The sequence below is a fragment of the Halobaculum halobium genome (assembly GCF_030127145.1).
GTDB classification, from domain to species: Archaea; Halobacteriota; Halobacteria; order Halobacteriales; family Haloferacaceae; genus Halobaculum; species Halobaculum halobium.
Genome location: NZ_CP126159.1, coordinates 352,742 through 378,283, shown reverse-complemented (window position 1 = coordinate 378,283; position 25,542 = coordinate 352,742). Strand labels below are relative to the sequence as shown.

General features: G+C 66.0%; 23 protein-coding genes. 12 read left to right on the top strand and 11 right to left on the bottom strand.

All coding sequences use genetic code 11. The features are described from left to right. Positions 1 to 91: 91 nt before the first annotated feature. Entirely contained in the window at positions 92 to 2,044 is a 1,953-nt protein-coding gene (locus tag P0Y41_RS16715; RefSeq protein ID WP_284063568.1) for an asparagine synthase-related protein, read from the bottom strand. Positions 2,045 to 2,276: 232 nt separating this feature from the next. Here P0Y41_RS16715 and P0Y41_RS16710 point away from each other — a divergent pair, with 232 nt between their 5' ends. The 3 genes from P0Y41_RS16710 (at position 2,277) to P0Y41_RS16700 (ending at position 6,215) form a co-directional block, all read left to right on the top strand. Continuing rightward, on the top strand, positions 2,277 to 4,118 hold the full coding sequence (locus P0Y41_RS16710) for an ABC transporter ATP-binding protein (protein WP_284063567.1): 1,842 nt from the start codon (positions 2,277 to 2,279) through the stop codon (positions 4,116 to 4,118). Positions 4,119 to 4,559: 441 nt separating this feature from the next. After that, complete coding sequence (locus P0Y41_RS16705) at positions 4,560 to 5,666, top strand: sulfite exporter TauE/SafE family protein (protein ID WP_284063566.1); 1,107 nt, start codon at positions 4,560 to 4,562, stop codon at positions 5,664 to 5,666. Between the two features lie 90 nt (positions 5,667 to 5,756). Further along, positions 5,757 to 6,215 carry a universal stress protein gene (locus tag P0Y41_RS16700; protein WP_284063565.1) on the top strand — a complete coding sequence of 153 codons (459 nt, stop codon included), beginning with the start codon at positions 5,757 to 5,759 and terminating at the stop codon, positions 6,213 to 6,215. Positions 6,216 to 6,245: 30 nt separating this feature from the next. On the opposite strand, the gene P0Y41_RS16695 is transcribed toward P0Y41_RS16700, so the two are convergent. From P0Y41_RS16695 to P0Y41_RS16680, 4 genes are all read right to left on the bottom strand, one after another. After that, a complete protein-coding gene (locus tag P0Y41_RS16695; protein WP_284063564.1) occupies positions 6,246 to 6,950 on the bottom strand; it encodes an endonuclease III domain-containing protein in 705 nt (234 codons plus the stop codon). 301 nt (positions 6,951 to 7,251) lie between these two features. Continuing rightward, the gene (locus P0Y41_RS16690; RefSeq protein WP_284063563.1) at positions 7,252 to 7,896 is read right to left on the bottom strand and encodes an NEW3 domain-containing protein; all 645 of its coding nucleotides are present in this window, start codon (positions 7,894 to 7,896) and stop codon (positions 7,252 to 7,254) included. Further along, entirely contained in the window at positions 7,889 to 8,896 is a 1,008-nt protein-coding gene (locus tag P0Y41_RS16685; RefSeq protein ID WP_284063562.1) for a CARDB domain-containing protein, read from the bottom strand. The genes P0Y41_RS16690 and P0Y41_RS16685 overlap by 8 nt, the downstream gene beginning before the upstream one ends. A 3-nt stretch (positions 8,897 to 8,899) precedes the next feature. Beyond that, entirely contained in the window at positions 8,900 to 11,716 is a 2,817-nt protein-coding gene (locus P0Y41_RS16680) for a PKD domain-containing protein (RefSeq protein WP_284063561.1), read from the bottom strand. Between the two features lie 197 nt (positions 11,717 to 11,913). Here P0Y41_RS16680 and P0Y41_RS16675 point away from each other — a divergent pair, with 197 nt between their 5' ends. Beyond that, on the top strand, positions 11,914 to 12,948 hold the full coding sequence (locus P0Y41_RS16675; RefSeq protein WP_284063560.1) for a two-component system sensor histidine kinase NtrB: 1,035 nt from the start codon (positions 11,914 to 11,916) through the stop codon (positions 12,946 to 12,948). Between the two features lie 90 nt (positions 12,949 to 13,038). Here P0Y41_RS16675 and P0Y41_RS16670 read toward each other — a convergent pair whose 3' ends face one another. Both P0Y41_RS16670 and P0Y41_RS16665 read right to left on the bottom strand, forming a co-directional pair. Continuing rightward, positions 13,039 to 15,945 (bottom strand): hybrid sensor histidine kinase/response regulator, encoded by a 2,907-nt coding sequence (locus tag P0Y41_RS16670; RefSeq protein ID WP_284063559.1) that lies wholly within the window; start codon positions 15,943 to 15,945, stop codon positions 13,039 to 13,041. A 102-nt stretch (positions 15,946 to 16,047) separates the two neighbouring features. Then, on the bottom strand, positions 16,048 to 16,566 hold the full coding sequence (locus P0Y41_RS16665; protein WP_284063558.1) for a hypothetical protein: 519 nt from the start codon (positions 16,564 to 16,566) through the stop codon (positions 16,048 to 16,050). Positions 16,567 to 16,687: 121 nt separating this feature from the next. On the opposite strand from P0Y41_RS16665, the gene P0Y41_RS16660 reads away from it, so the two are divergent. Then, entirely contained in the window at positions 16,688 to 16,951 is a 264-nt protein-coding gene (locus P0Y41_RS16660) for a ubiquitin-like small modifier protein 1 (RefSeq protein ID WP_284063557.1), read from the top strand. A 63-nt stretch (positions 16,952 to 17,014) separates the two neighbouring features. On the opposite strand, the gene P0Y41_RS16655 is transcribed toward P0Y41_RS16660, so the two are convergent. Together P0Y41_RS16655 and P0Y41_RS16650 are read right to left on the bottom strand one after the other, a co-directional pair. After that, on the bottom strand, positions 17,015 to 18,319 hold the full coding sequence (locus tag P0Y41_RS16655; RefSeq protein ID WP_284063556.1) for an acetamidase/formamidase family protein: 1,305 nt from the start codon (positions 18,317 to 18,319) through the stop codon (positions 17,015 to 17,017). 226 nt (positions 18,320 to 18,545) lie between these two features. Further along, the gene (locus P0Y41_RS16650; protein WP_284063555.1) at positions 18,546 to 19,151 is read right to left on the bottom strand and encodes a DUF2270 domain-containing protein; all 606 of its coding nucleotides are present in this window, start codon (positions 19,149 to 19,151) and stop codon (positions 18,546 to 18,548) included. A 549-nt stretch (positions 19,152 to 19,700) separates the two neighbouring features. On the opposite strand from P0Y41_RS16650, the gene P0Y41_RS16645 reads away from it, so the two are divergent. From P0Y41_RS16645 to P0Y41_RS16630, 4 genes are all read left to right on the top strand, one after another. Beyond that, a complete protein-coding gene (locus tag P0Y41_RS16645; protein WP_284063554.1) occupies positions 19,701 to 20,099 on the top strand; it encodes a helix-turn-helix domain-containing protein in 399 nt (132 codons plus the stop codon). A 192-nt stretch (positions 20,100 to 20,291) separates the two neighbouring features. Next, positions 20,292 to 20,534 carry a sulfurtransferase TusA family protein gene (locus P0Y41_RS16640; RefSeq protein WP_284063553.1) on the top strand — a complete coding sequence of 81 codons (243 nt, stop codon included), beginning with the start codon at positions 20,292 to 20,294 and terminating at the stop codon, positions 20,532 to 20,534. Continuing rightward, positions 20,531 to 21,676: an NAD(P)/FAD-dependent oxidoreductase gene (locus P0Y41_RS16635; RefSeq protein ID WP_284063552.1), complete on the top strand. Its 1,146-nt coding sequence runs from the start codon at positions 20,531 to 20,533 to the stop codon at positions 21,674 to 21,676. Before P0Y41_RS16640 ends, P0Y41_RS16635 begins: the two co-directional genes overlap by 4 nt. Before the next feature lies 1 nt (position 21,677). Then, entirely contained in the window at positions 21,678 to 22,319 is a 642-nt protein-coding gene (locus P0Y41_RS16630) for a helical membrane plugin domain-containing protein (RefSeq protein ID WP_284063551.1), read from the top strand. A 191-nt stretch (positions 22,320 to 22,510) separates the two neighbouring features. Here the strand turns inward: P0Y41_RS16630 and P0Y41_RS16625 are convergent, their stop codons facing one another. After that, a complete protein-coding gene (locus P0Y41_RS16625; protein ID WP_284063550.1) occupies positions 22,511 to 22,792 on the bottom strand; it encodes a DUF2249 domain-containing protein in 282 nt (93 codons plus the stop codon). Positions 22,793 to 22,961: 169 nt separating this feature from the next. Between P0Y41_RS16625 and P0Y41_RS16620 the strand changes: the two genes are divergently transcribed. The 3 genes from P0Y41_RS16620 (at position 22,962) to P0Y41_RS17875 (ending at position 23,914) form a co-directional block, all read left to right on the top strand. Then, positions 22,962 to 23,348: a cupin domain-containing protein gene (locus P0Y41_RS16620; RefSeq protein ID WP_284063549.1), complete on the top strand. Its 387-nt coding sequence runs from the start codon at positions 22,962 to 22,964 to the stop codon at positions 23,346 to 23,348. Then, a complete protein-coding gene (locus P0Y41_RS16615) occupies positions 23,345 to 23,650 on the top strand; it encodes a cupin domain-containing protein (protein ID WP_284063548.1) in 306 nt (101 codons plus the stop codon). Before P0Y41_RS16620 ends, P0Y41_RS16615 begins: the two co-directional genes overlap by 4 nt. Positions 23,651 to 23,758: 108 nt before the next feature. Then, entirely contained in the window at positions 23,759 to 23,914 is a 156-nt protein-coding gene (locus P0Y41_RS17875) for a hypothetical protein (protein ID WP_321170869.1), read from the top strand. Between the two features lie 230 nt (positions 23,915 to 24,144). On the opposite strand, the gene P0Y41_RS16605 is transcribed toward P0Y41_RS17875, so the two are convergent. After that, on the bottom strand, positions 24,145 to 25,509 hold the full coding sequence (locus P0Y41_RS16605) for a heme-copper oxidase family protein (RefSeq protein WP_284063547.1): 1,365 nt from the start codon (positions 25,507 to 25,509) through the stop codon (positions 24,145 to 24,147). Positions 25,510 to 25,542: the final 33 nt, after the last annotated feature.

Below are 25,542 nucleotides of genomic sequence, written 5' to 3'. Positions count from 1 at the left end.
CGCCGACTGAACGGACAGCTCGGACGTCACTAGGTCTGAAGTCTCCTCGACAGGCGACTGACTGGCGTAAAATAGCCGTAGACTGTCCGACTCAGTCGTCGTCCGCGTCGCCCGGCACACGACCGCTCGACCGCCCGTCGCGAGCGACGGTGTCCACGGCGACCTCATCCTTGACTGGCTCGTCGTCTTCGCCGTCATCTAGCCCCGCGATCCTGGCGGTCACCGGCGCCTTCAGGAACGTGACGAGCCGGTAGAGGTACCTCGTCATGTTCGTTCCGTCGAGGTGCATCTCGTAACACTCGCGCACCTCGTCGTGGTCGAGGAAGGGGAGCGCCCGAATCAACTCCTCCGAATCGTCGAGGGCGTTCTCGACGTAGTCCCGTTCGCGGACCAGTTCCGACTGGTTCCCCCACGGGTGGTGGTTCAGGTGCGTCGCCGGGACCGCATCGAACGGCGAGAGCTCCGCCAGCTTGTTCATCGGGACGTGTCCGAGGAGGTGGGTGAACCGCGAACGATCGACCGCCACGCCGCTGTCCGCGTGCGGGATCGCCGCGAGGTCGGCATCGAGTTCCCCGACGGCCGCGTTGACGACGGTTCGGCGCGTCTTGTACCGCGTCGGCATCGCGTCCCAGAGGTCGATCATCCTCCGGTCCAGCGTGGGGATCCGTAGCTCCAGCCCCTCGCGGAGACACTGCCTGAACAGCGGGTCGGTCGTCGCAGGGTAGTGGAGTCGTCCGTGCACGAAATCACGGAAGGAGTCGTACCGGACGCCGTACGCCTCGACGTCGTCCGCAGTGCGCCGGACGTTGCGGCGGGCGACGGCCGCGAGGTCCACGTCCGTGTCGAGGTACCCCGGAACGCGTGGCCCCAGCTCCTCGTGGTACGCCTCGACGGACGTGATCGGCAGCTCGAAGGGCAGTTCTCTGACACCGAGCGGTCCGAGGTCGACGTGCCTGACGGGGACGAACAGCCCCTTGTACATCGTGTCCATGAAGTGACCGGTCAGGAGTACGTCGACTTCCGAACGGATCTCCTCGATGAAGCCCTCGGCCCAGGCCTGGTTGAACAGCTGCTGGAAGTTCCAGTACTCCGGCGAGCGGTCGAGCACCCGGGCGTTGTAGTCCGGCCCCCGTCGGAGGAACCGGAACTCGATCCCCTTCTCCAGCGCGATTCGTTCGGCGACCCGAGCCTCCTTGCTCATCCAGTCGGCCATGTGGAAGGCCGTGACGTCGAGGTCGTCCGGAAGCGCCGCGAGCACCAGGCGGGCGTCGCTTCCCCCGCTCAGGAGAATCCCGTACTCCTTCGAGCGGTCACGCGTCAGCGCGGCCGTCGCCGCGCGGAACCGCTCGACGAACTCTCCGATGAACTCGTCGAAGCCGTCAAACTCCCCGGCTGTGGAGGGCCGCGGGCGCCAGTAGGTGTCCCGCTCGACGGAGTCGTCTCCGAGGTCGTACGTCGTGACCGTGCCCGGCTGGAGCGCTTCGACGCCCTCGAACGGCGTCTTCACCCCCAGCGGCCCGCCCCGCCAGGAGAGATGCTCTGCGACGTACTCGTCGTCAAACGCCAACGAGACCGCGGGGTAGCGGTCCAGCGACTGGACGTGCGAGGAGAACACGATCCCCCCGTCGTCCGCCTCCGTGACGTACAGCGGCCTCGTTCCCAGGCGGTCGGTGAACAGCGAGACGGTCGCCCGCTCGCGGTCGTACACGACCCCGAAGAAGTCACCGTTCAGGCGCTCGACGAACCCGAGTCCATGTTCCTCGAACAACCGCGCGCAGTACGCCGGCGCCGGCTCGTCGAGCGGCCGCGGACGGTGAGTCCCGTCGACTTCCTCGCCGAGGACGTTTCCCCACACCCAAATGAGGGCGTCATCCCCGGCCGGTCGGCCGGGATTCTCGCCCGAACGACTTCGGTGTCTGACGCTACGGAGACGGATCTTGTCGTCCTCGTATCGGTCTATCCGCTCGTCGCCCGTTCGAACGAGCGTGTCCGACAGCCCGTCGATCGGGTGCTCGCCGCCGATGACGCCGCATGCTCCGACCATCGGCTGCGCGGTGTCGGAGTCGTCACATAAGTACGCGTCTGGTAACCCGATCAGGGCCCGCTCCGCGCGGACGATGACCGAGCGTGCTGGTCACTCGCTCCGCGTCAGTCGCCGACTAATTAACCGACAGAGGGTACCCATCGCGGATAGATGACGCGGGCGATCGACCCCCGCCCGTCAGCCATCCGGAGACACCGATGAGAACCACACCGGCGACGGACCAGATCCCCTCATGACCGACTCGACTCCGCCCGAGGACCACGACGCCGTATCGAATCGCGAGAAGCTCGCAGCGATCCGCGAGGTAATCGAATACCGACCGTCCCTCGCCGTCGGGATCGTCGCACTGAGCGTCCTCGTGGGGGCGATGGAGGGGATCGGCCTCGGCTTCATCCTCCCGATCGTCACCGTCCTCCAGGATGGAGGCGGCGACCCGTCGGGGGCGACGCGGCTGTTCCTCGATGCGTACGCACTCCTCGGGATTCCGTTCACCCTCGAGTACATCGTCGCCGGCGTCGGTGGCGTCCTCGCGGTTCGGTACGCCCTCGGTGTGTGCGTCGCCTGGCTGGCGGCGATACTCAACGCGGGGTACAGGCGGCACCTCCGGGTCGAGAGCTACGACGCGGCGCTCGACGCACGGACGGCATACTTCGACGAGCACGGCTCGGACGAACTGCTGAACGCCGTGCTAACTCAAACGAGCTATGCCAGCCGCGCGATCACGCGGATCGTTCGCGCGGTCAAGACGACGCTCGTGTGTGCGGCTTACGGGTTCATCGCGTTCCTCTTAGCACCGCGACTGATGGCCGCGACCGGCGTCGTCCTGATCTCGTTCATGTTCGTCAGCCGGTACGCCTTCGAGTCCGGCTACGGCGTCGGCGACCGCATCGCCCGGGCCAACGAGCGCGTCCAGTCGGTTCTCCAGGCGGGGATCCAAGGGATCCGAGAGGTGAAGTTGTTTGGCTTGGAGAGCGAACTCCGCGCGGAGTTCCGGGAGGCGGTTGACCGCCACACGCGGGCGTCCATCCGGAAGCAGCGCGACCAGACAGCGCTCGCGAACCTGAACCAGTTCTTCGCCGCCGCGACGGTGTTCGGGCTGATATACCTCGGCGCGCGGGTCGCATCGCTCTCGTTGGCAGGCCTCGGGGTCTTTCTGTTCGCGATGTTCCGGCTGGCGCCCCGGCTCAGTTCGCTCAACGGGCTCGCGTACGACATCGACAACGACCTGCCGCACCTCGTCCGGACGCGTGCGTTTCTCGCCCGACTCCGGGGAGACCGTGAGGATTGGGGCGACGAATCCGTCGACTCGCCGGTCGAGCGCGTCGAGTTCCGCGGGGTCGGCTTCGGCTACTCGACGGGAGACGGGACAGTGCTCCGGGACGTCTCTTTCGCCGTCGAGCGCGGCGAGTTCGTCGCCTTCGTCGGCCCCTCCGGCGCCGGGAAGTCGACGATCGCGTCGCTCCTGGCCGGGCTCTACCGGCCGAACGAGGGTGATATCAGCGCCGACGGCGTCCCGATCGAGCGGTTCTCCGTCGACGAATGGCGCGACCGCGTCGCGGTTGTGGGCCAGACACCGCACCTGTTCAACGAGACGCTGCGGTACAATCTGACCGTCGGAAACCGGGATGCCTCCGACGCGACGGTCGCGGAGGCGTGCCGGATCGCGCGCGTCACCGAGTTCCTCGACGACTTGCCCGACGGGTACGACACGGTGCTCGGCGACGACGGCGTCAGGCTCTCGGGCGGGCAGCGCCAGCGCGTCGCCATCGCCCGCGCCCTGGTGACCGACGCCGACGTGGTGGTTCTCGACGAGGCGACGAGCGAGCTCGACAGCCACCTCGAAGCGGAGGTGCACGCGGGGATCGAACGGCTCGACCGCGACTACGCAGTCGTCGGGATCGCTCACCGCCTCTCGACGGTCACCGATGCGGACGCGATCCACGTGATGGAAGACGGCGCAATCGTCGAGTCCGGCACTCACGCAGAACTCGTCACCGACGAGGGCGCGTACGCGGACCTGTACGCCGCCCAAATGGAGCAGCCGTCCGGGGCAACTCTCGGTGCTGGCGGCTGAGACGGCTCGGGTCTCGGGTCCGATCAATCGCATGACCGGTCAAGGGTTGTTGAGGAGAGACACGAGCGGGGCGACAGCGCCGACGAGTGGACGGTGGCGAGTCAACGGAGTCTGTCACACGCTCGCGGCAGAGTGTGCACGACCGCGCCTCAGACGGGTCCTCGCCGCCCCCCGCCGAACCGGAACCCCTCGGCCGTTCACAGCGAGCGGAGGCACCGACCGGTGCGTACTGCCCCGCGGCGACACGATCGTCACGCTCGATCGTTTGTGACCGGCGCGAAATCGTGGGACTACGGCCGACCGCGTGCAGTGGTCACATGGTTCGGAGCGGGTCGAAATCTTAGCGTTTATTAGTGGCTGCCCCCCGAGCGTTGGTACGACGAACACCATTCACGCGGCCCACCAGCGCAGGTGACGCCGTCGCTTTCCTCACCTCTCACAATGACTTCGTCCACGACCGACGAACTCGTCGAGACGTTTCTCAGGTACCAACACCTGTTCGTACTGACCGCGCCCGTGCTGTTCGTCCTCGGAGTGTACACCGGGGCGCCGACGCCCGCGGACGCCGGCGCGAACTACTGGTTTGAGTACTGGTGGCTCCTCCCGGTGTTCATGCTCGGGGCGACGATCGTGAACACGGTCGGGATCAGCGGCTCCGCGCTGTTTGTGCCGTTCCTCATCTTCCTGTTCCCACTGGTCGCACAGCCGCTTTCTCCCTCCGAGATCGTGCTCGTGGGGCTCGTCAGCGAGTCGTTCGGCCTCTCCAGTTCGGCGCTGGCGTTCGTCCGCTACGGGCTCGTGGACCGTCGGCTCGCGGTCTCGCTCGTGGTCGGCGGGCTCCCGTTCGTCGTCGGAGGTGCGCTGGCGTCGTTCGTCATCCCCGAGACGGTCTTCTACGGACTGCTGGGGATCGCGCTGGCGGCGGCGTCGTATCTGCTGTTCCGGGCCGACCTCGGACATGGCGACCACGCCGACGACGCTCAAGAGGAGATGGAGGCCGGAGCCGACGCCGAGGCGGTCGCCGACGGCGGCGGTCACGATCTCCCCGACGACGACGACAAACCCGGCCCGGCCGGCGTCGAGACGGACGCCGACGGGACCGTCACACGCGTCGACAACGACGGCAACGAGTACACCTACGACCGCGCCGGCTACCTCGAACGGTTCGGTAACTACAGCGTCGGCGGCGCATTCCAAGGACTGGCAGGCTTCGGGATCGGCGAGTTGGGGATCATCTCGATGCTGCGCACGAACGTTCCGGTCCGGGTCGCCATCGGGACGAACCACATCGTCGTGGCCGTGACCGCAGTCATCGCGTCGCTCGTTCACGTCTTCGGCGGCGCGTTCGTCGACGTGGGCCACGCGCTCGACCTGCAGAACGTGCCGTGGAACATGGTCGTGTTCACCGTCCCCGCGACGGTGATCGGCGGCCAGATCGCTCCGTACGTCTCCACTGCGGTCGACACCAAAACGATCAAGACGGGCGTCGGGATCCTCTTTGCGGTGATCTCGGTGGCGCTGTTCGGCATGGCGACCGGGGTCGCCTGATCGGCGGGGGTCCACCCGCGACCGGGGCGGTCCCCCGGTCGGAATCCCGAGTCACCGCCGCTTTTCCGTCCGCCGGAGAAACATGTAACCATGTACGACGACCTGCTCGTGCCGACCGACGGCAGCGACGGCACCGACGCCGCCATCGAGCACGCCAACGCCCTCGCGCGGGCGTTCGACGCGACCGTGCACGTGCTTTCGGTGGTCGATACCCGAAACCGATTCGAGAGCCCGTCGGCGGGTGTCGCCGCGGAAGCGTGGGTCGACGCCGAGCGCGAGCGCGCCGAGGAGGCGGTCAAACGCGTCTCGGCCGCGATCCCCGACGACATCGACGCCGACCGCACGATCCGCGAGGGAACGCCGGTCTCGGAGATCACCGCCTACGCCGAGGAGGCCGACGTAGACGCCATCGTCATGGCGACCCACGGTCGCAGCGGACTCGACCGGTATCTGGTGGGGAGTGTAACCGAGAAGGTCGTCCGCTCCTCACACGTCCCGGTGCTCACGGTCTCACGACGGGAGGGTCCCGGCGACCCCGACCGCTCCTGACCCGAGGAGTAGTCTGACCGACGAGACCGCTCAACACCACTCGCATTCGCAGTGGCGTTCACACACCGGGTTAGTACAGTCCGCGTTCCGCGCCGCACAGTACTCTCGCCCGTGCTCGATAAGCAACACGTGCATCGGGTAGGTGAGTTCGTCCGGGATCACGCTGTCGAGCACGTCGTGGGCGCGGGCGTTCGACGCCGACTCCGGGACGAGCCCGAACCGCTTGGACACGCGCTCGACGTGCGTGTCGACGGCCATCGTCGGCTTCCCGAAGTGGAAGTTGAGAACGACGCTCGCGGTCTTCGGTCCGACGCCTTTGATCTCGGTGAGCCACGCCTTCGCCTCCTCGGTGCCCATCGCGTCGAGAAACGCCAGCGAGTACGCGCCGCCGGTCTCCCCGCGGATCGCCGCGAGCGCCCGCTGGATACGCGTCGCCTTCGTTTGTGCGAGACCGGCGACGCGGATCGTCTCCGCGAGTTCGTCCGTGGGAGCAGACTCGATGGCGTCGAAGTCCGCGTACGCCGAGAAGAGGCTCTCGGCGGCCCGCTCGGTGTTCGTGTCTGCGACGTTCTGCGAGAGGATCGTCGTCAGCAGTTGCCGGACGCCTTCGCCCGGTTCGGCGTCGCTGTCTGCGCCGTGGGCGTCGCTGCCGCCGACTGCGCCGTGTACCTCGACCAGATCCCCGTGGAGATCGCGGACGGCCGCCTCGTCCCAGTTCGCGTCCTGACTGGACATACCGACTGTCGGTACCCGCACCGCTTCAACGCCGCGGCCGCGGAACGCGCTGGCCACCGGATCGGCCAGCGATCAGGACTCGACCGGCGCGGGCCACGGTGCCCTCGGCGGAGCCTCCGAGCGAGCCGACAGGGGGAGTGCCCGAACGAAATCGACAATATTTACCGACTATGTCGAGCAATCGCAATTGGGCCGGTTCCGTCCGCGATCCGATCGGGATTGGCCCGGTTGACACCACCACTGGACGGGCGATCGGCCATCGCCCATCCGGTGTTTCGGGCGACCGGTGTCGAGCGCGATCTTACCGTCCCCGTCGTCGAACCGCCAGCCCCGCGGCCGCCAGCAGGATCCCGATCAGCGCCGGGGCCGGGCCGAATCCGGGCGTCTCAACAGCGGTGCGAAGTTCCCCAACCCGGGACTGCGCGTCGGCGGCGTCGTTCGCAGCGCCGGAGTCGCTCGACGCCGCCGTCGTGTCCGTCCCGCGCACGCGGATCGTCGCACTCGCCGAGGCCTCTCGATCCCGTCCGTCGCTCAGCGTGCCCGCCACCGATCCCTCGCCCGCGGCGTCGGCCGACACAGCCACGACCACAGTGAACTTCAGCGTCTCGCCGGGATCGACCGCCGTCCATAGCCACTCGTTCGTCGAGTTTCGGTACGCCGCGTCGGTGCCCGACCACGAGTCGACCGTCCACCCGTCGGGCAGCGGGTCCAACGCCAACACCGTTCCGGGCGCGACTTCACCGCCGGCGTTCTCGACGGTCACGCCGATCTGCACCGTCTCGCCGGGTTCGACGGTATCGCGAACCGGATCGATCGAGAGCCCGAGCCCCCCGTTGGACTGGGCCGCGACCGGTGCAGTCGTCGCCGCGGCAACGACCGTCAGCGCGACGATCGCCGTGTACAGCCACCGCGTACCGTATCCGCTCTCGGCCGAGCGATCACACATTCGAGCCGCCTCCGTTCGCCGCGACCCATTCGGTGACGAGCCGTTGAATCGTCTCGGTGTCGACAGTTTTCCCGCCCGTTCCGGGCACCTGCGTGTCGTTCGACCAGTGGGTGATCGCGGTCCTGATGTCGGTCGCGTCGAGTTCCCCCGAGCCGCCGCCCGAGATCGCCTCGCGGACGGATTGGGCCGTCTCTCGAACGTCGAATGTCTCGCTCACCGACTCGACGACCGAGCCATCGGCCTCCAGCGCGACCGTCACGGAGTGCGAGCCGGCCCGCTGACCGGTGAACTCGACGGTCACCTCCGTTCGGTCGCCGCCGGCGAGCCGTCCCACGTCAACCGAGGAACGGTTCGGCTTGATTCCATCGTCGGCGTCGACGCTCACCGAGAGGGCGGCTGACTCGGCGTCGCCGACGTTGCCGACGGTCGCGACCATCTCGACGCTCGTCCCCTGCGTCAGCTCCTCGGGCGCCGTGCTCCCGAGAATGCTGGGGGACGCGGTGAGCGACGCCTCCGAGGTGACCGACGAGACCGTGTCCGAGGCTTCGTCGATGTCACTCTCGGTCCGACGGACTTGGTCGGTCGTCTCGACCAGCGCCGATCCCTCCTGGGTTCCCTCGAAGAAGTTCACCGCGTCGACGAGAAAGCCCGTCCGCGTCAGATCAGTCTGGGCGGCGGCCCGGGTGAACGCGAGCAGTTCCTCCCGCTCGGACTCGGTAAGCGTCCCTTCCTCGATGGCCGTCATCGCGCGCTGGGTGCGAGCTTGGAACTCCTGCCCGTCGCGCTCGTAGGCGTCGGCGATCTGTCCGAGAATGGTTCGGGCGAGGACTCGCTCGTCGTTCTCGACCGCCGTCCGGAAGTCCGTCAGTAGGGAGTCGACGCTCGATTCGGTGTCGTCGATTCGAACGGCGTACTCAATAGCCTCGGGAAGGTCGCCGCCCTCAAGCGCGCTCCTGTACCGCTCGAACAGATCTGGGATGGCTGTAGATGTGTCCTGCATCGGTTACCCCCTGATGGCGTTGAACAAGCCGAGATGGTGTGTCACGTTGATCTTCACGAGCGCGCCGATCCCCCCGCCGGTCGCGAAGGCGTCGACGACGCCGCCGGCGACGAACAGGACGACCGAGCCGATCGTCTTCGCGACCTCCCAGAGGCTGGGATCGTTCCAGAGCCGATACACCGATTCCGTCAACGAGAACGAGTCGCCGAACTCCTTGGCATCCTCGATGATCCCTTGGGTGTCCTCGGCCTCGCTCGCGATCGAGTGTGAGGCGTCGGTCGCCGCGGACATGGCCGCGTTCGTGTCGCCCCGGAGGCCGTTCTCGGCCACGCGCTCGGGCGTGAGGTACGCGTAGAAGAAGTTCAACCCCGCCTCCAGCGACGCGGGCGTCGAACCGACGAACGACCCGGCCAGCGGGGTCACTCCGGTCGCCATCCGCGTCTCCGCGTAGTACTGGATCGACGTCGCCACCGAGTCGATGACCCGTTGGGCGGCCTCCTCGACGGCTTCGTTGACGGCCGCGACCGTGTCCAGCCCCCCGTTGACGATCTCCCCGACGATCGTGTTCGCCTCGTAGTTGATCTTCGACATCGCGTCGATCTTCCGACCGAGCATGCCGGTCAAGATCGTCTTCACGGCGTCCTTGGCCTTCGACTTCGCTGTCGAGAGCACCGCCTTCGTCCCGAGCCCAACGCCCTTGGATACCTTCTTCGCGATCGAGACGACGGTCAACAGCAGTTCCATCGACGTGTTGATCGTCGGGAGCGCCATCTCCTGCGTGAGATCGACCCGGTTCCCGCTCAACTCCTCGGCAGGGCCGATGTGTTCGAGGGTGTCTTCAGTGACGCTCAGCCCCGAGTCCAGCCGGCGGATCGCGTCTATCGCGGTTCCCTGCTCGATTTCGCCGCGTTCGACGGCGTCGGTGAACGCCCTGTTCGCCTGTTGGGCCTTGGCGGTGGCGCCGAGGTTCGCGACGGAGATCTCGTCGACACGCTCGGCAGTCTTCAGGTGTGCCGACTTGAGCGAGCTCAACGGGTTCTCGGTGACAGTGATCGTTCCGCTGCTCGTGGCCTTCGCGCCGGCCGCGTCGACGACGGTGAGCCGGACTGTGTACTCCCCCGGCGACTCGTAGGTGTACTCGACGGCCTGGCCGGTCGCGTCGCGGGTCCCGTCCCCAGTCAGGTCCCATCGGTACTGTTGGATCTCCCCGTCCGGGTCGTTGCTCGCCGAGGCGTCGAAGCGGACCGTCTCGCCGGCCTGCGGCTCCGCGGTCGAACTGTCGAACACCGCCGAGGGAGGCTCGTTCTCCGGCTCGGCGACCGACAGCGTCCGTTCAGTCGAACCGACAGTGCCCTCGCCGTCTGTGACCCAAAGGGTGACTGTCACGTCGCCGGCCTCCTCGAAGGTGTATTCGACCGACTGTCCCGTGGTGTCGACGCTTCCGTCTCCGTCGAGGTCCCACTCGTAGCGTGCGATCGACCCGTCCGGGTCCTCGGCGGCCGAGGCGTCGAACGTGGTCGCGGAACCCGCGACCGGCGGCGACGGGGTAGCCTCGAACGCCGCGGTCGGCGCCCGGTTCTCGGCTTCACCGACGGAGACCGACCGTCTGGTCCGGTCGGTCGCGCCGTCGTCGTCGGTGACTCTGAGGGCGACGTCGAACGTTCCCGAGTTCTCGACCGTGCGCTCGACGATCCGTCCGGTCTCGTCGTAGTCGCCGTCGCCGTCGAGGTCCCACTCGTAGCGTCGGATCGAGCCGTCCGGGTCCTCAGCGCCCGAGGCGTCGAAGGTGAGCGTGTCGCCGACGGTCGGGGACTGCGGCGCGATCTGAAACGAGGCCGACGGCGCGGTGTTTCCGCTTCCGACCGCGACGGTCCTCGTCGTCACCGCCGTGGCGCCGTCGTCGTCCGTCACCCGGAGCGACACCGGATACTCGCCGCCGCTGTCGTACGAGCGCACGACCGTCTCGCCGGTCGCATCGTAGTCGCCGTCGCCGTCGAGGTCCCACGCATAGCCGACGACGGAGCCGTCGGCGTCACTCGCGTCGCTGGCGTCGAACACGACGTCGTCGGCGACGGTCGGCGACGAGGGTGCAAACTGGAACGCCGCCTCCGGCACCTGATTTCCGCCGCCGACCGCCTTCGCGACGACCGAGTCCCAGTACGTCGTGAAGTCGCCACTGCGAACCGTGAGATACGAGAGGTCAGTCTCCCAACTGGCCGCGTCGACCGTCGTCGTCCCCCCGCTCGACCCGCCATCGAACTCATACTCCAAGGTCACCTCACCCGCGGTGGCGTCGTACTGGTAGGTAATGTCGTAGCTGATCCACTCGCCCGGTGAGAACGTCCCGACCTCGCCGCCACCGGCCGCCCGGAGCGTTCCGTCGCGGTGCATCGTGAGGAGGGTCCGATTCGACCCATCAGACCATCCGCCGCCGGCGTCAGTCCGCAACTGGACCCGTGCGTAGCGCTTGTCGTGGCAGCCGAACGACCCGGCTGCACCCGGGAGGACGGCCCCCGAGAACCGCACCGCCGTCTCGCCCGGATGGCCGCCGATCGGCGCGTTCGCGATCGCCTCCCAGCAGCCGCCGTGTCCTCCCTTGAGCCGTAACGATCGGCCACCGCTGTGTGACCGCTCGCTGACAACCGCCTGTTCCGTGGCTCCGTCCTTCCGCCATCCTCCTGGGTAGCCGCCGACGGAGACGGACTCGAAGTCTTGGTCGAGCCCCGAAAACGACGCGCGTCCGACGGTCGTCCCGCCGACGGCGACCGACGCGGCGGCTCCGAGCCCCAGGAAGGCCCGCCTGCCGAACTGTCGATTCATACCGATTTAGATACATATTCGACATATATAGTTGTCTGATTATACATGAATTACCTTCACGAAATGATTCGTGCGTTGTCGACTATCCGTCCTCCGCTACGCCCCCGCCGGCGGGCCTGTAGACGGTTTGAGAACTCCTGCGGGAACGCGACGCGTGCTTTTTGTATCCACGAACGCAACGTTGAGTACTCGCTTCAATGGAACCTGAGCCTCCGGTCGCATCGGACGACTTCTACCGCGCCCTCGTCGAGAACACGGCGGAGGGAATGTTGACGATCGACGAGGAGAGCACGATCAGGTACGCGAATCCCGCGATCGAGGACCTCCTCGGCTACTCGCCCGAGGAACTCGTCGGCAGTTCGAAGATGACGATCATCCCCGAGCGCCTCCGTCCCGTCCACGCGGAGGCGCTCGCTCAGTACGTCGAGTCTGGCGAGCGGAACATCGACTGGGACGGCATGGAACTCCCCGCGCTTCACAAGGACGGGACGGAAGTGCCGACGCTGATCAGCCTCCGCGAGCACACGCACGACGGGGAGCGATACTTCACCGGTATCATCAGGGACATCTCCGAGCAGCGCGAACGGGAGGCGCAACTCAAGGACCAGAAGGACCGGCTCGACGACTTCGCCGACATCCTCGCACACGACATCCGCAACCCGCTGTCGGTGGCGCGGGGGTACACCGATCTGGCACGACAGGAACACGACGCGCCCGAACTCGAAACCGTCGCCGGCTCGCTGGAGCGGATCGAGAAACTCGTCGAGGACGTCCTCGCGCTGTCGAAGGAGGGACGCTACATCGGTGAGACCGAGCCCGTCGAGATCGGGTCGTGCGCCCGAGACGCGTGGGGAAGCGTTCACGCGGACGGCGCGTCGCTCGTCGTCGGAATCGGCAACGAAACTGTCGTGGCCGACGAGAGTCGACTCCGCGGGCTCTTCGAGAACCTCTTTCGCAACGCGGTCGACCACGGCGGCGAGTCGGTCACTGTTCGGGTCGACCAACTCTCCGACGGCGACGGGATCTACGTCGCCGACGACGGCCCGGGGGTGCCCGCGGAGGACCGCGAAACGATCTTCGATCGCGGATTTTCGACGCGGGACCGGGGAACTGGATACGGTCTTTCGATCGTCCGGCAGATCGCCGAGGGGCACGACTGGACTGTCTCGGTCACCGACGACGAGACCGGGGGCGCCCGGTTCGAGCTCCGCGGGCTCGATATCCGATCGTAAGCGCGAGTCGATCCCGCATGGCTCCGTCTCACCGACCTCCGTCTCACCGGCCTCCGTCTCATTCCGTTTTGTCGCTCAGGCCGCGAATCGCTAGCGTTCGACGGTTTCGACGCCGGTCACCTCGAACCGCGCTCCGCCATCCTCGCTCTCGACGACGTCGATCTCCCAGCCGTGTGCGTTCGCGATCTCTCGGACGATGTACAGCCCGTATCCCGTGCTTTCGTCGTCAGTAGTGTATCCGACTTCGAAGGCGGTGTCGCGCTCGTCGTCGGGAATCCCCGGGCCGTCGTCGGCAACGTAGAACCCTCCAGGGATGTCGCCGACGGTGACACGGACGGCGTCTCCACCGTGTTTCACCGCGTTTCCGAACAAGTTCTCGAGGAGCTGTTTGAGCCTGCTCGGGTCGGCACAGAGGGTCTGGTCGGTCTCGATGCGCAGTTCCGCCTGCGCGGTCTCCGTGTGGGTCCAACACGCCGAAACAGTCGCCGCGAGATCGACGGGTTCGACGTCGCCGTCGTCGTGTCCCTGTCGTGCGACCGCGAGCGACTCCTCGAGCAGCGACAGGGCTCGCTCCACCGCGCTCGCGGCGGGATCGAGGTGGTCTGAGTCCGTTTCACTGCGAGCCAGTTCGAGTCGGCCTTGTGCGACGTTGAGCGGGTTGCGGAGGTCGTGTGAGATCAGCCCGGCGAACTCGTCGAGATGCTCGTTCCGACGGCGCAGTTCCTGCTCTCGCTCGACCCGATCGAGCGCCGCCGTTACCGCTGTCGCTAGGATCTCGATGAACATCTTGTCCGGTTCATCGAATGCGTTCGGCTCGGTCGACGAGACGATGAACACGCCGTGATCGTCGAGCGGGTACACGACCACGCTCCGACTCGGCGTCTCCTCGGCGAGGCGTTCGTGCGTTCGAATGTCGTCAATGTGTTGCGGCGTTCTGCTGTCGAACGCGGCCCAGACGACTTCTCCCGCGATGTCGCCGTCAAGTCCCCGTTCGTACATCGGAGGCTGGTCGAAGGCCGACTCCACGGAGTCGGCGTACGCGACGATCTCGAGCCGCTGACCGCCGTCGCGGACGAGGTGAACTCCGCTCAGCTGAGCGCCGAGAACGTCGCTTGCGGTCCCGACGGCGATGTCGGCGATTTCCTCCGCCGTGGTCGCGTGCATCAGTCGCTGGGTGTGCTTTTGGAGTTGTTCGAGCACGGTCTCGCGCTCGATTCGGTGCAACACCGCAGTCGCGTGCTCGGCGAGCGTCCGTGCCATGGACACGTCGAGATCGTCGAACGCGTCGCGCTCGGGAGCGCCGACGAGGAGCACACCGTGGTCCGCCAGGGGGAGTGCCATTTCGCTGCGGATCGGCGTGTCGGAGTTGTATCGGTCGGGGGCGTCGGCGATGTCGTCGTAGACCTTCGGCTCGCCCGTCACGTACGCCTGTCCGGCGATTCCCTCGCCCGGGTCGAACGTCGGCGGGGCACCAACCATCGCTTCGGTTTCGTCCGTCCACGCGACCGGGACGAGTCCCCCCTCGCGATCGTCGTAGAGGTGGACGCCGTTGTACGGGAGGTCGAGGACGTCTCGGAGGGCGTCGCCGGTGATCGCTGCGACTTCGCTTGGACTCGTCGCCTCGACGAGTGTCCCGGTCGCGGCGTGCAGTTCTTCGATGGCCCGTGCTCGACGCTTGCGATCGGAGATATCGACGTGCCATACGTACCACCCGGACGCACGGTCACCGTCGGTTCCCCAGGGGATTCCACTCAAGAGGAACTCCCGTTCCCCGTCGGCCGTCTTTCGAACGACCTCCTCGAGGATCGGTTCCCCGGCGGCGATCCGCGTTCGGAGCGCCCGATGTTCGGCCATCCGATCGGCGGGAACGACAACGTCGGCGATGTCGGCGCCGATAACTTCGCTTGCCTCGTGTCCGAACGCCTCCTCGAACGCCGTGTTGACGTCTCGGATCCGGTGGGTCTCGCCGCCGTCCAGGATCTCCCCCTCGATGACCGGGGTCGGAGCGTTGGCGAACATTGCCCGGCGCCGGTTCCGCTCCTCGCGCACTCCATCGCGAGCTTCGAACGACCGCAGCGCGTGGTCGACGGTGTCCGCGACTCGGTCGAGGCGATCGAGCTCGGAACGATCGATCGTCCCACTGCGGTCGGCGGTCACCACGAGGACGTCGTCGCTCGCGTCCGCAGAGCCGAACGGAAGCGCCGCAAGTTCAGCGATGTCAGCGGGCCACGCGGCGTCGTCTGCAGACGAGTCCGCCCGAATCGCGGATTCTTCGTCGACATCCACAGTTGAACCGACAACGGCTCGACCCGCCTCTAGTGCGTCGCTCGCGACGCTTGCGGCGATCGATCTGAGGCCGTCGCCGTCGCGGTCGTCCCGTGGATCGTCTTCGCGGGCAGTCAAAGAATCGTGAGTACTGTGTTCCAGCGATCGAAACGCGATATCGCCCCCGTCGCCGGCGGCGTCCACTACCGCCATCCCCGCAGCCGTGAACGGGCCGGTGTCCACGAGGGTCTCACAGACGCGATCGGCCGCCTCGTCAACGGTCGACTCGCGGACGATCGCCTCGCTCACCTCGCTCGTGAGCGCGTGACGACGAGGTGTTGTGGACGACTGACCAGCGGCACGGTAGCGGCCGACCGCGGACCTGAGCCGCTCAGCGGCACGCTCGTGTCGGTCCGGTCCTGCGCTCTTCGGGAGGTACTCTGTCGCGCCCGCGGCGTACGCGTCGCTCTCGACGTGGTCGTCCCCCTCGTTGGTGTAGATGACGAACGGAAGCAGCGGGTGGTCGTCGCGAACCCGTTTGAGCACCTCGATCCCGGATTGGTCCGGCAGTGCGTACTCGGCGACCACACAGTCGAACGGCTCCGTTGCGAGCCGTTCGAGACCCTCCTCCGCGGTAGTGGCGGTCTCGACAGTAGCCACGTTCGCGTCCGCGAGAGCCGTCGTAGTCAGCGGAGCGGCGTCGGGATCGCCGTCGACATGGAGTACGCGCATCCGACCGACCATCCTACTGGATACTCATTCGATCACGACGATATATAGTTTCGGTAACAATACTGGATGTTGATTCTCTCAGTAAACCGTCGGACGCAGCGGTCAGGGCTCTCCATTCCGTTCCCACTGGTGCGTTCGTTTGTCAGCGGACCCCTCCCCAGTGAACACCGACAGCGTCGTAGCGAACGTCACCGTCCCATCGGTGGCCGACTGTGCCACTGGCGTGTCGGGAACCGCAACGGCGTACGGATCGACAGCGTGGCCGGCGGCGTCTGTCAGGTCCTCGTAGAGGGCGTCGTGTGCCGCAGAGAGCGCGACGAACGCGGTCGGAGACTCACCACTCTCGACCAACGGTGGGGCGCAGTCGTCGGCTCCAGGAACGACAACCGGCCCGGGAAGCTGACCGGCGTCATAGCGGAGTCGGATTTCGATCCGATCGACGTGAACGGAGAACTCGACATGACATCCGGGGGAGACGGGCCACTCACTCGTCTCAGATCCGTCGGCGTCGTGCGCGACTGCACGGCCGACCGTTCGGGCGATGTCGCGCTTGTCGTCGTCCGAAAGCGGCGATCGCTCCCGGGCGGCGATCGGCGCGTGTTCCCGATTCGGGGACACCATATGCGGCGGTCGCGGTACCGACACAAAACCGTTGATGCCCGAGTATCACCCGCGAAAGCGTCAAGGCCGATCCCTATCGCCGGCCCGTGCGGTTTTGCTCATGCCGGCCCCAACTTCGCGTATGGAGGTTCACGTGTACGGACCGCTGCGCGCTGCGACGGGGTCCAAACGCATCGATATCGAGCCGTCGGGAGACACGGTCCGCGCAGTCCTCGATGCGCTGTGTGCGGCGTACCCGCGTGCGGAGTCACAGCTTCTCGACGGTTCGGGCTCGTTGCGTCCGAGCGTTCGCGTGACCGTGGACGGTGATCGGGCGTCCCTCGACGATACGTGCCCGTCGGGCAGCGAAGTACGGGTGTTCCCTGCGATGCGTGGGGGATCGTGACCCGCTTCGGAGTCAAACTCCAGGGCACTCTGTCATGACCGCGTTGTCTCACGGAGACGGACGCTAGAGGCCGTACTGTGTGCGCACGGTCTCCGAGAGTCCGACATCGTCCAGTTTCTCCATGGGGACGAGCATGGAGAGCTGGACGACGCCCGGCAGGCGAGCGATCTCGACGCCGCCGGTGAACGTGCAGCGTCCCCGAACCTCCCCTTCGGTCATGTCGAGGAGGTCGCCGGCGCGGTCGAACGCATTCTCGGTCGCGTCGTTGATCGTCGCGCCGGAGCCGACGATCTGTATCGGCGCGGCGTCGTGGAGTTCGTCCACCTCGTACTCGTCTGCGACGGCCTGCCCTGCCTCCCGTTCGGCGTCCGTGTACGGTTTCGCGATGTGCGGGAGGTCCTCCTCGTTGGGTAGCAGAATCGGCCCGCCGAGGTCCAGGTCCTTGATCACCTCGACTTCCAACTCTGTGCGCCCGCTCACGTCGGTCGTGTGTAAGGAGAGCTCGCCGTCGCCCTGGTTGGCGTGCAGATCGCCGACGTAGAGGCCGGCGCCCTCCACACGGACGGGGCAGATCAGCGTCGCGCCAGGCCGGACGTCGTTGGAGTCCATGTGGCCGTCGGTGCGCGCCTCGAGTTCTGACTCGTCTTCGAGCCCCCAGTCGTGGCTCGCGCCGATGAGGAACTGCCCGAAGTCGCCGGCGTTGTGGGAGTCGGGGAACTCTCGAACGGGCGTGGTTCCGATGTTGCCGATGAAGGGACGAAGCCGCCCGAGCGCGCCGGGCATCTCGTCGGGACCGTACAGCAAGATCGGGTGCTGTCTGGAGTTCTCGGGCAGCGCCATCGCCTCGTCGGCGTTCTCCGCGAGGCGTTGAGCGCCGTCTTCGTCGACGGTGACCCCGACGGTCTTCGAGTCGTCGAAGGCGACGGTGTAGCCGTACTCGAACCCGAACGAGGAGGCGTTCGCGCCGCACTCGGCACACCGGATCGCGTCCTCGCCGGTCCCCTCAACCACACTCTCGGGCCAAGGTGTGCCGCACTCGGGGCACTTGTGATCGACGAACGGGTCGTCGCCGAAGGCGCCCTCGCGCTCAGCCATACTTCCCGTACTGGTAGCCGCGCTCGTAACTTCCACATCCTTAATCCGGACGACGAGCGCATCGCCGGGTTCTGCGTTCTCGACGCGGATCGGTCGGGTCACCTCGTGACCGCCCTTGAATTCGGGGGTAATCATCGGTCCCCAGCACGCCGCCGGCGTGTGCGTTCGGACCGTTCCGCCGTCCGCAACGGTTCCCGCCCACTCCTGGTCGGGACCGACGAGTCCGAGCGTGAACGTGTCCACGTCAAGGGCTTCTTGTATCTGTTGGGACATCCGATCGTGTCTATGTGTGCCAATCGCATAAGCATCCGCGACGAGTAACCGATCGCCGCGGGGGACTGCCGGCCACCGAGCGACGTCGGTCTTCCAGAAGCGTGAGCCGCCCGATCGGGTACCCTCGTCCGTCGAGATCAGGAGTGTAGTACCCGTTATGCCGGCGGACGAAGCGCTGATCGACTCGGGTGAGGTCCGATAGTGAGACCGCTTGTCCGGCGGCTTTTCAGCGTCTCTTTCGGAGATCTTCCGCCCGAAGCTCGCCTTTCGCGTGCCAGGTCCGCGGTCGGAACGCGACGGTGAGGGCGGCCGCGTAGAACAGACCCACCGCTGCGACGACGACAGGTCCAGGAACCATCCCAATCATAGCTGTCGTCAGCCACGGCTCCGCAGAGAAGGCGGTGACCCGTATCAGCCAGGCGACGAGGAGCACGGCGAACAGCGGGAGGTACACCCGGCGGAGCCGGTGTGCGATCGCCTCTTCGGCGGTAATCTTCACCGTCGGCGTCCGGTAGTCGTCGCCAAGGTGCTCACGCCAGTGCTCGTCGGTGAGCCCGCCCTCTGGGTCGAGTCCGTAGGCCCACACGTTCTCTTGGATCGTCCGAACACGGGTCCGCCAGATATCGTACCCCCGGTAGCGACGCGACTCGATGATCAGAAACACCGTCAGTGTCGCGATACCGACGAGAATGATGTAATGCGGGTTTTCGGGGCTGGAGAACGCCCACGTAAGCAGGGCCGCGATGACGACGACCGCCCAGTTAGTGGTCTGGTCGAGTCGCTCGCGCCACAGCTTCATCCGGTGGAGTTCCCCGCGGTACAGGTGTGCCATCGCAGAGCTCGGACCCATGTCTTGGTCAAGCAGTCCCGCGCCGATCTTTGAAGGGGCCTCTTTGACGGCTCGCTCCCCGGACTGTGGGTGCCCCGCAGATGGTTCGGCGGTGGCCGATTCGGCACCCGAACCGGCCGCGGACCCGTCGGTCGACTCTGACGTCGGGGGGCCGTCAGACCCTCGATCAGAGTCCGACTCCGCCGTCATCGTTCACCGCGCTGCGGCGGTGACACCGGCGCCGACTCCGAACGGCAGCATCGGTGAGAACGGCCCGTCACATCTGAGTGACGCGCACTAGCAGTATGTATCATATTGCCCAATACTGGACTGCGTGATTTATGTGTTGTGTCCGATAGTGCCGGTGGTGAGGACAAATTGACCATACCCGCCGCGCTCGGAGGCGAGTTCGCCTGCAGCCGAGCCGATACGCCGGCCGACTCCGGTACTGGGACCCGTCCGCCACCGCGTCAACCGTCGCCTGTCGAGACGAGGTTGTGCGCTGTACACAGAATCCTTATATCTGCAGCGACCAATAGTATCGTATCACCAATGCCCGATTCGATGTCTGAACAACTCCAGCGGGACATGGAGTGTGAGGGGCTGCTTGAGTGTTTCCACGGTCTGAAACAGCTCGACAAGGACTGCTTTCAGGCGCTGGTCTCCGCCGATTCCTCGCTCACGATCGACGAGGTCGCCGAGGCCGTCGATCGCGAGCGCTCCACTGCCTACCGCGCGGTTCAGCGGCTGCTGAAAGCGGGATTCATCCAGAAGGAACAGATCAACTACGACCAAGGCGGCTACTACCACGTGTACAGTCCGACGGACCCGTCGCAGATCGCCGACGACATGCAGCGAATGCTCAACGACTGGTACGCCAAAATGGGCCAGCTCATCGGCGAGTTTGAAACCAAGTACGAGCAGCCTGAGCCGGTCAGCGTCGAGCAGTAAGCACGCCCACGAAGCACGCCCACGAGTCGTCGTGGCCTGCGTCCTACTAGTCGTCTTCTGATCTTGTGCTGTTCTTTCACGGTTGATTTGCGTGCGGTCGGTGGACCCAGCGATCACCTTTCGATCGATCCCAGAGTCTTGGACTTGACCAGCAATACTAAAATACTGCCGGGCCTATCCACAAGTAGAGCCATGAGTGAACCAGCGTACGATGCCGACAAAACTGTAGACGCGAGAGGTGCAGCGTGTCCCGGACCGCTGATGGACTTGATCGGAGCGATCAAAAGCGCGGACTCAGGTGACATCGTTCAGCTGTTAAGCGACAACGAGCAGTCGACTACCGACGTCCCCGAGTGGGCCGAGGAGTCGGGCAACGATCTCCTCGAACTCGTGGAGACCGACGACGGGTACGAGTTCTACGTGGAGAAAGCATGAGCGAAGAGATCGTCATCGTCGGTGCGGGCACCGGTGGGAGCGTGCTCGCAAACGATCTCGCCGAACGACTCGCCACCGAGATCGACGACGGCGACGTTCACGTGACGCTTGTCAATGACGGCCCCGATCACGTGTACAAACCGGTGTGGCTGTACGTCCCGTTCGGCAAGCGCGAGTCGGCGGACGGTCGCCGTCCGCTCTCGGAACTCGTCGACGATCGCGTTGACCTGCGGATCGACCGGGTGACCGATATCGACACCGACGCCAAGCGGATCGAGCACCGAGACGGAACCGGTCCGACGGAGTACGATCACCTCGTGCTCGCGACGGGGTCGACGCTCGCGCCCGAGGAGGTTCCGGGCCTCGCCGAAGCTGGCTACAACTTCTACAGCGAGGACGGCGCAGAGGCCCTGCGAGAGCAGTTACTGTCGTTCACCGACGGCCATCTCGTGCTCAGCGTTGTCGGGACGCCTCACATGTGCCCCGCCGCGCCACTGGAGTTCGTCTTCATGGCGGACGCGTGGTTCCGAGAACGCGGGCTACGCGACGACGTCGAGATTACCTACACGTACCCGGTGAACCGCGTCCACGGCAACCCGAACATCGCCGAGTGGGCGCGCCCGAAGATGGACGAGCGCGACATCGGGGTCGAGACGTTCTTCAACGCCGAGGAGGTCGACCCCGAAGCGCAGGTCATTTCGTCGATGGAAGGGACCGACCTCGAGTACGATCTTCTCGTCGACATTCCCCCGCACCGCGGCGTCGACCTAATCGAAGAAGCGGGCCTCGGCGATCGGGGCTGGGTCGAGGTGGACAAACACACGCTCGAAGCCGAGCACGCCGAGAACGTGTACGCGCTGGGCGACACCGCCTCGACCGGCGTGCCCAACGCCGGCAGCGTCGCACACTACCAGGCCGGCGTGGTCGGCCAGCGACTCGCGAGCCACATCCGCGGCTACCCCGCAACCGAGACCTACGACGGCAAGACCCTGTGCTTCATCGAGACTGGTATGGACGAGGCGTCGTTCGTTGAGTTCGACTACGAGAACCCACCGTCGCCCGCGCCGCCCTCGGAGAAGCTCCACTGGTCGAAGCTGGCGTACAACGAGGCGTACTGGCTCACAGCCAGGGGGTTACTGTAACATGAGCGACTCAGAGGCGGCTCATCCCGAGGAAGAGCCGGCGGACCGAGACGCGCTCGAGGAAGCGATTGCGGAGAATCCCGAGGCAGTCGCCTCGTTCGTCGAGCGGCTGGACGCGGTCAACGAACTGCTGGACGTACTCTCGCTCGGCGAGAGCGCCCTCAGCGACGAGATGGTCCGGGAGCTGTCAAGTACCGCCGGAACGCTCGCCGAATCGGCTGATGGACTCGCGACCGAGGAGACGGTCGCGCTCGCGGCTGCCGTCGGCGACAACGGCGAGGAGCTAACCGAAGCGCTCGACACGCTGGTAACGCTCCAGCGGTCGGGCACGCTCGACGAGTTGGCTGAGATCGCCGAGGTCGGGTCGCTCGCGACCGCGGCGCTCAGTGACGAGATGGTGCGCTCGCTGGCTGCGACGGGGACGGGACTCGGTGAGGTCGCCGACACCGCCGCTGATGAAGACACCCGCGAGGGGATCAAGACGCTCCTCGACGGCGTCGGTGCAGCCGAGGACGCAGAGCCGGATCGCGTCGGCGCACTCGGGCTCGCACGGGGGATCAGAGACCCCGAGGTCCAGTACGGCCTCGGCTACCTGCTCGCGGTCGCCAGTGCGATCGGCCGGGAACGAGCGAGCGAGCAGTAAGTTCCCGTCCTGCCCACGTCGATTTCCGAGAGTCGCGGTTGGGGGTGGTCCTCTGAGCGCAATCGGTCGGACTAGCGGGGGTTGCAGGTCGGGCCTTCGCTGAGTCAGACTCGGCCCCGTTCCGGTCGCGGGTGACGATCCAAATGACCTTCGACGACACTTCGCGTCTGTCCCGTCGGATCCACCCCTCGCTACGTGGCGGAATCTTCCTCTCGCGAGAAGATAGCAGTGACGACCGTGTCGCCGACCGCAGCGGTGTCGTACTCGTATCCCCTATCGATCAGTTTTGGATACAGGTGTTGCGGGCGACGATCGTTTAACTGGACCAATACGACATTCGTATCCAGTTCAGCCAGTCGCTCGAGCGTGTTCTGCAACGGCTTAGGCGGCGGAAGCTCCCGCACGTCGAGGGTTTCATACGGCCTGTCCTCCGGCGCTTCGGTCTCCGAGAGGTACTCGATGTCGTGCTCCATACCGGTTCTTGGTTCGCTACTGTGAGGACAGTTTATCCGAACGTGTTCGAACCAACGCTCTTGCTGGTACTCGGCAAACAGTTGCGTGCATGACTGTACGGAAGCCCAGAACCGAGCTTGCGGCCGGTGATCGATCGCCGCCGAACAGAGCCGGGTCGGGGAGCATCGCGTGACAGCGACTGATTTCGATGCGGAGCGCCGGTACGACGACGACCGGTTCTCCGCCGTCGAAGCCTTTCGCAGCGATCGGATGAAAGTCGTCTGCGGCTACTTCGAGCCTGGACAGTTCATTCCCGTCCACGCACCGTCCAGCGATGTCGCGATCCACGTTCGAACGGGGACGGGGGTCATCCGCGATGGCGAGGAGACTCACCACGTTGAGGCCGGCGACATCGTCACCGTGGAGGCGGACGTAGATCGGGGAGTCAAAGCGGATCCGGAAACTCGGCTCGAAGCGCTGCTCGTCACGGCGCCGCCGCCGACTGGGGCCGAGCACGAACCGGTTCGAACAGGGCTCGAGGAGAACGTCTTCGATCTGGGGACGACAACCACATGACAGTCATCGAGCGACTCGACGAATTGGAGGGAGAGCCACACGCGAACGTCTTCCCAGGCTCGGAGCCGAAAACGGTCCGACTCGCGCTCTCAGAGGGAGCAGTAGTTCCGGTCCACTCACACCCCAACCGCGACGTCATCTTCCACCTGGTGGACGGAGCGATCGAGTTACAGGTGGGATCGGAAACGCACGCGGTGTCCGCCGGTGATGTCGCCCGTTTCGACGGCGATCAGGACATCTCGCCCCGCGCGGTCGAGGACAGCACGGCGCTGATCGTCCTGGCGAAGCAGTCGGACGATTGAGCCGCCGTATACAGACGAACCCGACCGATATCCACTGTAACAGAGATCATGAAGACAGTCACGCGAACGCGAACGATCCTCGCGTCTCCCGAGGCAGTTCGGGCGGCGATGCTCGATACCGAGCCGTTCACGAACTCGGCCGGATTCGACGAGGTAAGCGTTGACGATCGGACGATACGCGTCGCAAACTCGGTGGGAATCGCCGAGATCAATCTCGTCTTGGAGGTTGTCGACGACCCCGATGCCGTGATAGCGTACGAATAGCTGGAGGGGATCTTCGACGAACTGCGAACCGCGTACTCGATCCGGCCGACCGCCGCCGGGACCGAGGTGACGGCGACGACCAAGTTCGCGTTGGACCTCGCGGTCGTCGGATCGGTTCTCGACTCGACCATTATTTCACGACAACGTCGAAGAGAACTGGAAGCGCAGTTCGACTATCTCGAACACACAGCCGAATCGTAGCCGGAACCGTCGCCCGAGCGATCTGACCGTTACTTCCTCATCGCGGTGCTGTCCACCGACGCGGGCTCCGTGTTCGGGTGAAGCGTTCCCAAGAGGATGTGACCCAGCGAGTGCGGACTGTGCGTGCGCACGACGAGCGCCATGTTGACGCCGAAGGCGACGACGCCGAGCGACACCAATACACCGCCCGTGAGACGCACGAACGGCGGGAGTCGGATCGATTCCGCGACTACGAGCAGGAGCGTCCCGCCGCAGAGGAGCGTCGCATCGATCGCGGCGATCCTGTCGTCATAGAGGTCGTCGATCATCGGCACGTCCTCGAACCCGAGACGATCGCTGTAGCGGTGCACCCAGATAGTGAACGGGACGATATGATACAGCGTCCCGAAGACGACGAACCCGATGGTCCCCAAAAGCAACAGGTGAACGGCGTCGGGCGAACCAAACAGGTGCGCCGGCGCCGTCGGGTCACGGACCCATGGCGGGAGCGTCAACAGCGACCACCCGGCAAGCGCCGCGGCGACGACGGCGTATCGCGTGTGCATCGGCGTCCGCGGGACCTGCATCTCACTGAGCTTCCTCGCGAGCACGACGCTGAACGCTACCGCCGCCCCGACGACGAGCACCGCGCCGACCCTGGCCACGGGACCGCTCTCCACGAGCCGACCGGCGGCGAGGAGCACGACGCCGATCGGGTGACCGACCTCCTCGACGGGACGGAGATACTCGTCGGCCCCGTGGAGTTCGGTCTGCGTGAACATCGTCCCGAGCTGGTAGAGCGCCCCGTAGACGGTCGTCAAAACGGCGCCGAACACGGCGAGCGTCGCGTGAGCCGCGACGACGCCGGGGCGAGCGAACGAGCCCCCATCGAACAGCGGGTTCGTGAAGTCGACTGCGAGGAGAACCCCCAGCGCCGTGAGTACCACGAAGAACCCGAGCGCCAGCAGAAAGTGCCGTTCGGTCACGTCGTACGACTCGAGGGGCGCCATCGTCCGCCCGATGTTGTAGACGAACGTCCAGAATCCGACGAGCATGACTCCCCCGAACGGAACGAGCCACGCCAGCGAGTTGCGTAGGAACCCCGCGACAAATCCGATCAGTCCGAGTCCGACGAGGGTGAGTTGGAGGCTTGCGAGCCGACGCGAGTGCAAGGTCGTCCCCGACCAGACGGGAACGAACTGCGTCATCGCGCCCATGATAGTGATACAGACCCAGCCGGCCAACAGCAGGTGAACGTGGGCGAGCGAGCCCAGACCCGGCACGGCATCAACGGCGAGGCCAACTCCGAGGAGCACGCCGCCACACAGGAATCCGATCCCCACGACGAAGTGTCGCAGGGGGAGCGTCATCGGCGGCTGTTGGTCGGTCGTGATAGTTCCGGGAACGGCGCCCATACGAAACCGTATGACGGCCTCACGCCTGCATCT